Here is a 12,494-nt window from a genome sequence, read left to right as displayed (position 1 = left end):
TCTAGTTCCGTAACGGCTTGCCCGTCTTCAGGGTGAAGGCAATGCGCTCCTGCGTCTTGCGCTCGCCACAGAGGGAGAGGAATGCCTCCCGCTCCAGATCGAGGAGATACTGTTCCGTGATTGGGGTTCCGGGGGCGACGACTCCTCCGGCGAGAACGTGGGCGATCCAGTTGGCAACTTTGGCGTCATGCTCGGAGATGTAACCGCCTTCATACATCGTCCAGACTGCGAGCTTCAGGGTGGCTCGCACCGACTCGCCGGGCGCAGGCAGGTCGCGGCGCGGCGTAGGAACAACGTATCCTGCGTCCGCCAGTGCCAACGCCTGCCGTTTGGCATCCAGCAGAAGACGGTCGCGGTTGATCGTGATTCCGTCGGCAGGGCGCAGAAAACCGAGTCGCTTCGCATCCTGCGCGCTGGTGGAGACAATGGCTTTTGCGAGGGTCTCGAAGTTCTTCTTGATGGCTTCGAAGATCTCGACGCTCTCTCCTCGGGCATCGGGCCGGATGCTGGTTCCTGATTCGATGGAACGCAGGAGCATCTCCTTGCAGCCGCCACCACCGGGGATGAGCCCTACGCCAGCCTCGACCAGCCCCATGTACAGCTCGGCATGAGCCTGACGCGCGGCGGCGTGGAGGCTGATTTCGACGCCGCCACCGAGGCACATGCCATAGGGCGCTACTACGACGGGCCGCGTCGAAAACTTTATGGCCTGGGTCATGTTCTGGAACGATCGCACCATCAGGTCGACTTCGTCCCACTCACCATCCTGCACCGCCAGCAGCAACTGCATGAGATTGGCGCCAACAGAGAAGTTTCCAGAGTCGCCGGTGATGACAAACGCCGCAAACGAGGCTGACTGCTCGCTGGAGGGCTTGAGCGTCTGCGTGATCAGGGAGACGATATCTCCTCCCAGAGCATTCATCTTCGAGTGCAGTTCGATGGCAGCGACTCCGTCTCCGATGTCGACGACGGAGGCACCGGAGTTCTTCTTCACAACGCCATTGGACTTTTTATACTGCGCAACGGATGCCGTCCCGGCGGGAGTTGAAACGGGGCGATATCCGTTGCTTTGGGGATCGAAGTAGAGGAGATTGCCCGGCAACGAGGGGTCATCCTTGTACCAGCATGGCTCGGGCTCACGGTTAGCATCGCCCCAAGCGAGGAGTCTTTCGACGTTGGACGCTATGGGAAGACCAACGGCCCGCATCTTCTCAGTCACGGGACGAACACCGACGGCATCGAAGATCTCGAATGGGCCGAGCTCCCAGTTGAAGCCGGCCCGCATGGCGCGGTCGATCTCAACGATACTTGCTGCAGGTTCGCTGGCCTGCCCGGAGACACGATTGGCCGCGTAGGTGAAGAGTTCGGTCAGCAGAGGCCAGTAAAATGCAGCAACACGGTCGCTACGGTGGTCTGCCTGAAGCAGTTGTGCGATGCGGGACGAAGTACTATCGATGGTCTTTGCCATCTCCAGAGATGGGAACTTCGGCCGGGTGGCAGGACGGTATTCCGTGGTCTGCCAGTCGAGCGCCTGACGGAGATCGCGACCGTCGGCGTCACGACCCTCTTTTTTATAGAAGCCCTGACCAGTCTTGTCGCCGAGCCATTTGCGTTCAAGCATCGTGTCGAGAAAAGACGGCAGGCGGAGGTCGGAACGCTCGTCGCCGATGGACTCGGCTTTGGCCTCGAAGTTACGCGCCACGTGGACCAATACGTCGATGCCGACCATATCCGCCAGACGGAAGGTGCCGGTCTTTGGCCAGCCCAAGGCAGAGCCGGTGAGGACGTCGACCTCTTCGACGGTGAGCCCTTGCAATTGCATCAGGCGGATCGCATTTGCGATGGAGAATGTACCGATGCGGTTGGCGATGAAGTTTGGCGTGTCGCGAGACGTGACGACGGTCTTGCCCAGACGCCGGTCACAGAAGTCGGAGACGGCAGCTACGGCCTCGGTGCTGGTCTCGGCGAGCGGGATGATCTCGACCAGCCGCATATAGCGGGGTGGATTGAAGAAGTGCGTGCCGAAGAAGCTTGCCCGCTCTGCCGCTGGAAGGGCAGACGCCAGAGAGGTGATGGGCAGACCGCTGGTATTGCTGGTGAGGATAGAGCCGGGCCGCTTCTGTACCAGCAGCCGGCCGTAGAGAGCGTGTTTTACCGCCAGATCTTCGGAGACAGCTTCGATGATCCAGTCGCAATCCGCGATCAGAGCTATGTCATCGTCGAAGTTTCCAGGTGTCAGCAACCGTGCGGCATCGATGGAGTAGAACGCTGGCGGCTTCGTATTTTTCAGGGCTTCAATGGCCGCGATGGCGAATCGGGAGCGATCACGCAGAGGAGCGTCGGCGGCAAGACCCGGCGGAACGATATCGAGGAGAATCACCGGCAAGCCGGCGTTCGCGATGTGCGCCGCGATGCGTGACCCCATGGTTCCCGCGCCGAGGACTGCCACTTTGCGGATGTCCGGACGAGCGGGAGAGCTGCCCCCTTGCTTCATGACGATCGCGTCCTCCGACAGCGAAGCTCAACCGTGCGCAAGCATACTGAATGATCATTCATTTCGTCAACGCTGCTTATTAATTTCTGGCGAGATATGTCCAGCTCTATCCAAGGTATGGCCGCAGTATGATGGCCGTCACTGCCAAATTGACGGCGGACGGCGGTATAGAAGGGATGTTACTGATGCGGCGGTTCTCTCGAAGACAGTTCTGCTGGTATGCAGCTGGCCTGGCATCATGTAGTACCGCCGGTACGGTCTTCGGCGAGAGCATGCGGGGGGAATACCCGCTGGTGGCAGCGACGGACCACGAGCGGATTTTACGAGCAGCCGACCATTATCTTGGCGAGCCGCCGGCGACCATAACCGCCATGCACAGCGATCGCAGCCCGGGTGGCGTGCATGACTTCTATTCGGAAGGCGACTACTGGTGGCCCGACCCGAAGAATCCGCAGGGACCATACGTACGCCGAGACGGCTTTTCGAATCCGGCGAACTTCAATGCACACCGAGAGGCGATGATCCGGTTGAGCCAGATTGTGCCTGCTCTGACGGCGGCGTGGCTGCTGACGCACCAGAAGAAGTATGCGGATCATGCCGGGAAGCATCTGGACGCATGGTTCGTTACCGCAGCAACACGGATGAATCCGAACCTGGAGTATGCGCAGGCGATCTTTGGGGTGAGTAAAGGGCGAGGCATCGGGATTATCGACACGCTGCACCTGGTCGAGGTAGCGCGAGCTGCAACACTGCTGGCAAATGCCAGTGCTTTGAATAACAGCCGTGAGGTCCGACGTTGGTTTGCGGATTACCTGGAGTGGATGCGGACCTCAAAGAATGGCCAGGAGGAGCGCGATGCAGAGAACAACCACGGCACCTGCTGGGTACTGCAGGCGGCGGAGTTCGCCCGCTTTACCGGCAGTGACGAGGTGGTGCAGTGGTGCCGGGAGAGATTTCGCACGGTGCTGGTTCCAAAGCAGATTGCCCCGGACGGAAGCCTGCCACTGGAGCTGGCGCGGACGAAGCCGTACAGCTATTCCCTCTTCGATATGGATGTGTTGTGCGCGATTGCGCAGAGCACCGCGACTCGCGGGGACAGCTTGTGGAGCTTCTCCACTCCAGATGGCCGTGGACTGCGCAAGATGATGGAGTTCATGACGCCGTTTATCGCGGACAAGGAGAGATGGCCTTACGCGCATGATGTCGAGCACTGGGAGGATCTTCCGGTGCGTAATCCGGCGTTGCTGTTTGCGGGGATAGCCTACGATCAGGCGGGCTACCTGGAATTGTGGAAGCGCCTGAATCCCGACCCAGCTGTACCGGAGGTGATTCGCAACTTCCCTATCCGGCAGCCTCTTCTATGGATCAGCTAAAGACAAAAGCGCTGCCTGTCATGGCAGGCAGCGCTTTTGTGTAAGGATCGTGCAGCGGCGAGTTACTTTTTGCCGCCAGCGAGGCGGTTCAGCTCGTAGCCGGCCATCAGGAAGCCGCCAACGCCATAGACATGGCTGGAGGAGGGCTTGAACTTGCCGGGTTGACCGTCGACTGGCTGAATGGAGCCTAGGCGTCCGTCGGCATAGATGTGCTTCAGCATCCCTGCCCAGGACTTCTCGATGACGGGGAGATAGGTTTTGCGGTCGAGGATGTGTTCGTTGATGCCGTAGGCGATGGCATATGTAAAGAATGCCGAACCTGAGACCTCAGGCAGATCGTAGGCACCGGGATCGAGAAGCCCCGAGCGCCATAGGCCGTCTTCGCCCTGAATGGACTTCACCTCTTCAGCCATCTGCTTGAACTGCTCCACATACTTTGCGCGGGCAGGATAGTTTTTGGGCATGATCTCAAGGACCTTGACCAGGCCTCCAAGCACCCATCCGTTGCCGCGCGACCAGTAGAGATTTTTGCCGTTGTCCTGCTTCTGGGTCAGGTAGCGTGCATCCCGAAAATAGAGATGGTCCTGCTTGTTATAGAGGAGATCAGAGGTCTGCCACCACTCGTGGTCCATGTAGTCGAGATACTTCTTATCGCCGGTGGCGAGATACATCCTCGACAGCACAGGGGGAGCCATATAGAGCGCATCGCACCACCACCAGAGCAACTTCTGAGGATCGTCTGGGCGAACGACGAGGCGGTCCATCGTCTCCTTGGTATCGGCCATGCGCTCCGGCTTACGTGAGCTCTTAGGATCGGAGAGGTAGAGATCCATGTAAGCCTTGCCTAGTGCCTGGTCGTCGGCGTGCGGAAAGCGGTCCTGAATGAGTTGCCACTTCTCCTGCTCCGAGAACTTCTGTACGGCATTACTGTAGACGGGGTCACCAGTCGTCTTGGACGCGGCGATCAGACCATCGTAGAGCGCAGCGTAGGTCCAGAGGCGATTAAAGTGCGATTCACCAACCTTGATCTGCCAGTCGCCCACTTTTTTTACTACGGCCTGGATGGCTTTGGGCTTCAGTGCGGGTGAGAGATCCGTTGCCAGCGGGCCAGGATCGTCCGGAGAATCACCGGAGGACTTAGAATCGATCGGGACTGCGGCGGGCTTTGTCTGAGCCACTGCAGTCGATAGAAAGCCTGTCGTGGTTGCCAGCGCAATGACGCCGATCGCTCCTGCGCGAAAGAGTCCGGAGCGCAAATCGTAAGAGTGCTTCAATGACATTCTGTATTCCTTTCCTTCAAGCCAGACCTTGATTCATGACCAGGGCGACTGCGCTGCGCAGACGCGAGGTATTCCCGTCAAAGGAAGGGCGCAGACGCGGCGCCTTTCCGATTGCGTTACGCCTGAGCTCTTCTTCGATTCGAGGACCGAAGAGATGCCAGGCACTTGTAATGTCTCCTACGATAACGATCTCGTTGGGCGCGAGAGCAGAGACTATCATGCGCAGACCGCGACCGAGGTGGAGAGACATGCGGTCCAGAGCCTCGACGGCGAAGCGATCATCATTTTGAGCCATCTTGAGGAGGGCGGCGAAGCTGGCCGGGGGGCGTTTACCGCTGATCTCCTGGTAGTAGCGCAGGCCTGCGCTGTTGGAGGCGACGGTTTCCCAGCATCCGCGGCCGCCGCAGCCGCAGGGCAGGCCGTCGTGCACCATCTCGATATGCCCGAACTCTCCAGCCATGCCATTGGCCCCGCGCAGTAGACGGCCATTGGAGAAGATGCCGGTTCCGATGCCCTCGGAGACGTTGACGACGACGAGATCTTCGAGTCCGTCGCTGTCGCCGAACCAGACCTCAGAGAGGGCGCAGGCGTTGGCGACGTTGTCCATCTCGACGCGCAGGCCGGTGGCGCGATGAATGCGGGACTGGATGCTTTGCACAGGCCAGTTGAGGTTGGGTGCAAAGATGGCACGCTGATGCTGCGGGTCGGCACGCCCGGGAAGGCTGATTCCGATGCCATCGAAGGACTTGTCGGAATGGGTCGCGATCACCTTGCGGATGGCGGTGACAATCTGTCCGATTGCCTTGTTGGGGTCGTCGGTGAGGGCAACGACATTCTGTGCGACGATCCTGCCGCCGAGATCCGTTACAGCGATGGTGGTCTGGGCGGGATGGATGTCGAGCGCGATGACGGCACGTTGGTGGTTGAGCTCCAGAAACGTCGGGTGACGGCCGCGGGGGAGCTTGCCGGTGGCGCCATCCAGCACCCATCGCTCCTTGATGAGATCTTCGACGATGAGCGATATGGTGCTGCGCTGCAAGCCTGAGATACGCGCAAGGTCTGCGCGAGAGACGGGCTGGCGGGTACGAATGAGATTGAAGACGAGGTTGCGATTGATCTGGCGAGGTGTCTTATTCGACGCGCTGAGCTTTCGCGTAAACGTGAATGGATGCATCGTTGCTGGTGTTGGCATTGTTTTCTTCCAACGAGCGCAGACGCCTTACCCCGGACATCCTTGCTATCTCTTCTCCGATAGGAATCAAGCAATTACTTACTTCTAATGAGGCAGACTTTATATCACCCCGGATCAACTCTTTGTAGTGGCTTTGAATTAAATCGCTTTGGGTTGGTGCGATCGCGGGTCGGAGTCAGGAATTTGCCCTCATGCCGTTTGGCCGCGGGCTGCGTCGAACAGGAAACACACGGCCGGCTCCGGTATAGTAAGGCTTCCGGCAGTTGTGCCTTTGGAGGTAGTCCTTTTGCGCGCTCGACGTGTGCTGACTGCAACTCTCGCTCTCGGCTTCGCACTCTGTGCCATCGCACCGGCACAGGACCTTGCGAGCTTTGAAAAACGCACCCACGTCAAGATCCTCCCGAATGGCCTTACGCTGATCGTCTGCGAGCGGCCGGAGGCTCCGGTCTTCAGCTTCTACACGCTGGTCGATGCCGGTTCGGCGGACGATCCCCAGGGCGACAGCGGCCTGGCCCACATGTTTGAGCACATGGCCTTCAAGGGCTCGCATGAGATCGGCACGACAAACTATCCGGCGGAGAAAATTGCCCTCGCGAAGGTCGAACAGGCTTACGCCGCCTACGATGATGAGTTTCGCAAGCGCGTCGGCCAGGACCCACAGAAGCTTGCCGCTCTTAAGAAAGCCTTCGAGGATGCCCAGGAGGCTGCCGAGAAGTATGTGATTCCGAACCAGTTTTCCGAGATCGCCGAGCAAAACGGTGCGGTCGGCATCAATGCTTCCACCGGCGAAGACTCGACGCAGTACTTCTGGTCGATGCCGTCGAATCGACTGGAGCTGTGGGCCTACCTGGAGAGCCAGCGAATCGGCCAGCCGGTGCAGCGTGAGTTCTACAAAGAGCGCGATGTGGTGCAGGAAGAGCGCCGCATGCGGATCGACTCCAACCCGATCGGCCGCATGGTTGAGCAATTCCTGGCGACAGCTTACGTCGCCCATCCCTACGGGCGCTCTGGCGTCGGCTGGGAGAGCGAGATCTCTCAAGTATCAGCAACCGAGGCCGAGGCGTTTCACAAGAAGTACTATGTGCCCTCGAACATGGTGATCGCCGTCGTCGGCGACCTGAAGGCTTCCGAGACGATGCCGGTGCTGGAGAAGTACTTCTCGAAGATTCCGGCCGGACCGAAGCCCGCACCGATGACGACAGTTGAGCCGCCGCAGTTTGCGGAGAAGTCGGTGACCATCAAGGAGGCGACTCAGCCCTTCTATATTGAGGGCTATCATCGGCCGGACTATCGCGATCCAGACGACTCGGTTTATGACGCGATCACCGATATCTTCTCCAATGGCCGCACGGCGCGGTTGTACCGCTCACTGGTACGCGATCAGCGCATCGCTGCGACAGCGGAAGGGTTCTCCGGCTTTCCCGGCTATAAATATCCGGGGCTGTTTGCCTTTTACGCCGTTCCCCTGCCGGGGCATACACCGGATGAGATTCGCGACTCGATCCACAAGGAGCTGGACAAGCTGAAGACCCAGGACGTGACGGACGAGGAGCTGGAGCGCTTCAAGACCCGTGCCCGTGCTGACCTGCTTCGCGGTCTTGCGGATAACGACGGACTGGCGCATCAGCTGGCCGAGTACCAGACACGCTACGGCGACTGGAGGCAGCTATTCCGCGATCTCGACAAGATCAACGCGGTGACAAAGACGGATATCCGCCGCGTCGCCAACAAAGTTTTCGTCGACGGCAACCGTACCAGCGCGCGTATTGAATACGTTGCTCCGGCCAAACCTGCACCGGCCAGCCAGGGAGGTGCGGAGTGAAGATCACTATGACTCGCTATTCGTTTGCCGTCTCGACTGCATTGTTTGCCACGTTTCTGGCACCTACGCCAATATGGGCTCAGGCTGCTGCCGCCCCAGCGAAGACTACGGCTGCCACTACTGCGCAGCCCTGGAAGAAGATTCCGATTCCGCCGCTACATGCATTCAAACCCGAACAGCCTAAGCGCATTGAGCTGACCAACGGCATGGTGATCTTTCTGCAAGAGGACCACGAGCTTCCCTTCATCGATGGCTCAATCCTGATTCGTGGCGGCAATCGCGACGAACCTGCGGACAAGGTTGGCCTGGTTGCCATGTATGGACAAGCCTGGCGCACCAGCGGCACAACAAGTATCAGCGGCGACAAGCTGGACGACCAGCTCGAGCTGAAGGCTGCGCGCATTGAGACCTCGGGCGGGGCGGCAAACACGTCGCTGCGCTGGTCGAGCTTTAAGGGCGACTTCGATTCGGTCTTTGCCTCAGCGATGGACCTGCTGCAGCATCCCGAGTTCAAGGCCGACAAGCTGGCACTCGCGAAGCGCCAGATCGACACATCTATCTCGCGCCGTAACGATGACGCCGACGGTATCGCCATCCGCGAGGCCATCAAGCTTGTCTATGGGCCGACGAGTCCGTTTGCCCGCCAGACGGAGTATGCCACGGTCAACGCAGTCACTCTCGAAGACCTGAAGGCGTGGCATGACAAGACGGCGGTGCCGAATGGCATGATCGTCTCCGTCTCAGGCGACTTCGACGCAGCTGCTATGGAGCAGAAGCTGCGCGCAGCCTTCGAGCCCATGCCCCGTGGCCAGGTGATGGCGGAGCAGAAGTTCACGTTTACCGATCCGACACCAGGCGTTCGCTTCGCCAACAAGGACGATGTCAACCAGTCGAATATCCTGATCGTCGGCCTCGGTACCGAGCGCAAGAATCCTGACTACTATGCCCTCTCGGTGATGAACGAGATCTTCTCCGGTGGGTTCGGATCGAGAATCGTCCAGAACGTGCGCACCAAGCTAGGTCTTGCGTATGACGTGGGCGGCAGCTTCAGCGCCTCCTACGATCATCCAGGAATCTTCTATGTCGAGGCCGGCACGAAGAGCACATCGACTGTCGCCGCCACCAAGGCGATGCTGGATGAGGTGAACCGCCTGAAGACTGTTCCACCGACTGCGACGGAACTGGCCAAGGCGAAGGACCAGCTGCTGAATGCCTTCATCTTTCACTACGACTCGCCCGACAAAATCCTGAACGAGCAAGTTACGCTGGCCTTCTATGGTTACCCTTCGGACTTCCTGGAGAAGTACAAGACGGGCATCGAGAAGGTGACGGCAGAGGATGTCGCTCGCGTCGCGAACAAGTATGTGGACGCGTCGAAGCTGGGGATCGTGGTCGTGGGCAACCAGGGTGAGATCAAGCCTGCGCTCTCGACGATGGGCACGGTGACCGATCTCGACATCACCATTCCTCCTCCGCCGGCCAAGGGCGGCAAGTAAGGTTGCGGGCTGCCGATGAGGCGGCCCGCAGCATGAGAAGATAGCCTGTGATGGATACACAAGGCTTCGCGATCGCAATCATGGCGGCCGGTAAAGGTACCCGGCTGAAGAGCAAGCGTCCCAAGGTTCTGCATGAGATTGGGGGCCGTTCCCTGCTGCTGCACGTTATTGCGGCAGCGCAGCAGATCGTTCCAGCGGAGCAGATCTACTGCATCATCGGCCACGAGGCGGAGCGGGTACGCTCGGCTATCGCGCCGACCGGCGTGCAGTTCGTGATGCAGGAAGAACAGCGCGGGACCGGCCATGCGCTGCAGATGGTGAAGGCCTACTTCGCGCTCTCCGGTCAGACGATTCCCGAGAACCTGCTGGTGCTTTCGGGCGATGTTCCACTGATTCGGCCAGAGACGATTGAGCTGATCCGCGAGACTCATCTTCGGGAGCGAGCCGCGATGACGATTCTGACCGCGGTGCCCCCGAATCCAACCGGCTATGGACGCGTACTGCGTGTCGATCCGGGCAAGCCGGAGGTTACGGCGATCGTCGAGCAGAAGTCACTGCGTCCTGACCAGCTTGCTACACCTGAGATTAACTCGGGAATCTATTGCTTCCAGACGGCCGCCCTGTTTGAAAAGCTGGATCTGCTTGATACCAACAACGCGCATGGAGAGTTCTATCTGACAGACGTTGCCGCGATGATGGTCGCAGACGGCCAACGCGTGGTTGCAGTCAAAGCCGACAGCGCCGACGAGGTTCTGGGCGCAAACACCATCGCTGAAATGATGCACCTGGATGCTGCGATGCGACTGAACACGGCGCGCAGGCTGATGGCCTCCGGCGTGACGATCTTCCAGCCGGAGACCTGTGTGATCGATGCGGAGGTTGAGATCGGGGCTGACACAGTGATTGAGCCGCACGTGCAGCTGCTAGGTTCGACAAAGATCGGCTCCGACTGCCGTATCCGGTCTTACTCTGTCATCGAGGACACGGTGATTGGGGAACGGGTCACGGTTCGCAACGGCTGCATTATGGGATCGGCGTTTGTCGCTGACGATGCCGTACTTGGGCCCTATGCACATCTGCGCCCGGAGAGCAGGATCGGCGAGGCGGCGCACATCGGGAACTTTGTAGAGACCAAGAAGGTGACGATCGGCAAGGGCTCGAAGGCGAATCACCTGAACTACCTGGGCGATGCGGTGATCGGCGAGGGCGTCAATATTGGCGCAGGCGCCATCACGTGCAATTATGACGGCGTCAACAAGCACCAGACGACGATCGGCGATAACGTGTTCGTGGGTTCGGACTCGACGCTTGTAGCGCCAGTCACGATCGAGTCGGGATCCTATGTCGCGGCAGGCAGCACCATTACCGAGACGGTTCCTACCGGCGCTCTTGCGCTGGGTCGCGCACGCCAGACGGTTAAGCCGGGTTGGGTGGAGCAGAAAGCCGCACAGCGTAAAGCGCGGAAAGATTGATTGTGGGAATAGACGCCCCGATTCAGCTAAGGAATTCTGTCGCGATCTGCCGATAACCATGGTGTCCATGCGCCCCTGCGCTCATGGAGCCTGGTCGACAGATGTCGCAGGAAAAGATTCTTATAGTCGATTCAGCCGATCGCATTCGATCCGCTAATATAATCAGCCAGGTTTGTATAGGCAGCCAAGTTTGCCCGCGCCTCCCTTCCCGCTCTAGCATGCGGAGTGAGGAGGATTTTCATGTCCGTTCTGACACAGCAGGAACTCAGCAGCTTTCTTCAATCCGGGACAAAGTGGCATCTGCAAGATGGCCAACTCATCCGCGAATGGACGTTCCTCAATTTCAAACAGGCTGTGGCCTTTGTAAATCGCATTGCCGACGAGGCAGAGTCAGCCAATCATCACCCCGATATCGATATCCGCTATAACAAGGTGCGTCTGGCACTTGTTTCGCATGACGCAGGCGGAATTACAGCCCGGGACAGTCGGATGGCATCAAGGATAGATGGCCTTCCGGAGTGACCGAGTTTGGATTTTTCCAGCCAAATGGAGATCCATATTTGGCGATTTCCAAAAAGTGAAATCGCTAATAAACATTATTTCGGGGCCGGCGGAAAATTTCAGGCAGCCAAAACTCACGTCCAAGTTATTCATAAATAATGAAATAGCATCCACAATCCACACATATCCCATCAGGAGACTCGCAGAAAGTTATATGAAGGAATGTATTTTTGCATTTACTCATACATATTGTGGTATATTTTTCTTACGGGGATGAAGGCACCCGGAAAGATTCTCAGCTTGAGCGAGTAGACCTCGGCTGATACAAGTTGCGTCACTGGCCTCCCGGCACGAACTCTGTTCGTGCCGCCTTTTTTTGCCCAAAATACGCGGGTTATTTAGGATGGCTTCATGAAGCGAATTATCGGATGCATTGCGCTGGGACTTATTACAATCGCCGCGTCTGCGCAGTGGAGCAATCCAGCTGCAGATATTCCGGCATACAACGCGAAAGCACCGACCAGGGCGCTCCCGCCGATCCTCAATGGCAGCCAACTGACGGGCGACTACTTCGCCAATTCATATCAGATCACGGCTTATAAGATGGCGGCAAAGATCCCCAATGTGCTTCACCAACAGCCTTGCTACTGCCATTGCGACCGAGCCATGGGGCACAATAGTCTGCACAGCTGCTTTGAAGGTACACACGGGGCTGCCTGCTCGACCTGCATGAAGGAGGCAGTCTATGCCTATCAGCAGACGAAAAAGGGCAAGACACCGGCGCAGATCCGGACAGGCATCATTCATGGCGACTGGATCGACGTCGACCTCGAAAATGCTTCTCTCTAAAAAGATCCGTTCCCT

General features: G+C 58.5%; 9 protein-coding genes. 6 read left to right on the top strand and 3 right to left on the bottom strand.

What is annotated here, in order from left to right:
• Position 1 precedes the first annotated feature (1 nt).
• Entirely contained in the window at positions 2-2,494 is a 2,493-nt protein-coding gene (locus PW789_RS00465; RefSeq protein WP_299370133.1) for a 3-hydroxyacyl-CoA dehydrogenase/enoyl-CoA hydratase family protein, read from the bottom strand.
• Between the two features lie 185 nt (positions 2,495-2,679).
• On the opposite strand from PW789_RS00465, the gene PW789_RS00460 reads away from it, so the two are divergent.
• Complete coding sequence (locus PW789_RS00460) at positions 2,680-3,867, top strand: alginate lyase family protein (protein ID WP_299370131.1); 1,188 nt, start codon at positions 2,680-2,682, stop codon at positions 3,865-3,867.
• Positions 3,868-3,929: 62 nt separating this feature from the next.
• Here PW789_RS00460 and PW789_RS00455 read toward each other — a convergent pair whose 3' ends face one another.
• Both PW789_RS00455 and PW789_RS00450 read right to left on the bottom strand, forming a co-directional pair.
• A complete protein-coding gene (locus PW789_RS00455; protein ID WP_299370129.1) occupies positions 3,930-5,147 on the bottom strand; it encodes a glycoside hydrolase family 88 protein in 1,218 nt (405 codons plus the stop codon).
• Between the two features lie 16 nt (positions 5,148-5,163).
• Positions 5,164-6,339 (bottom strand): ROK family transcriptional regulator, encoded by a 1,176-nt coding sequence (locus tag PW789_RS00450; protein WP_299370127.1) that lies wholly within the window; start codon positions 6,337-6,339, stop codon positions 5,164-5,166.
• A 286-nt stretch (positions 6,340-6,625) separates the two neighbouring features.
• Between PW789_RS00450 and PW789_RS00445 the strand changes: the two genes are divergently transcribed.
• From PW789_RS00445 to PW789_RS00425, 5 genes are all read left to right on the top strand, one after another.
• Positions 6,626-8,161, top strand: a complete 1,536-nt coding sequence (locus PW789_RS00445) for a pitrilysin family protein (protein ID WP_299370125.1) — start codon at positions 6,626-6,628, stop codon at positions 8,159-8,161.
• On the top strand, positions 8,158-9,657 hold the full coding sequence (locus PW789_RS00440; RefSeq protein ID WP_299370123.1) for a pitrilysin family protein: 1,500 nt from the start codon (positions 8,158-8,160) through the stop codon (positions 9,655-9,657). The genes PW789_RS00445 and PW789_RS00440 overlap by 4 nt, the downstream gene beginning before the upstream one ends.
• A gap of 50 nt (positions 9,658-9,707) precedes the next feature.
• Complete coding sequence (gene glmU, locus PW789_RS00435; protein ID WP_299371557.1) at positions 9,708-11,129, top strand: bifunctional UDP-N-acetylglucosamine diphosphorylase/glucosamine-1-phosphate N-acetyltransferase GlmU; 1,422 nt, start codon at positions 9,708-9,710, stop codon at positions 11,127-11,129.
• Positions 11,130-11,369: 240 nt separating this feature from the next.
• A complete protein-coding gene (locus PW789_RS00430; protein ID WP_299370121.1) occupies positions 11,370-11,651 on the top strand; it encodes a 4a-hydroxytetrahydrobiopterin dehydratase in 282 nt (93 codons plus the stop codon).
• A gap of 390 nt (positions 11,652-12,041) precedes the next feature.
• On the top strand, positions 12,042-12,479 hold the full coding sequence (locus PW789_RS00425; protein WP_299370119.1) for a CYCXC family (seleno)protein: 438 nt from the start codon (positions 12,042-12,044) through the stop codon (positions 12,477-12,479).
• The last annotated feature ends 15 nt before the right edge of the window (positions 12,480-12,494 follow it).

Source organism: Edaphobacter sp., from assembly GCF_028283685.1.
Classification (GTDB): Bacteria; Acidobacteriota; Terriglobia; order Terriglobales; family Acidobacteriaceae; genus Edaphobacter.
Note: the sequence above shows the minus strand (reverse complement) of the source record. Positions and strands in the feature narration are given on the sequence as shown.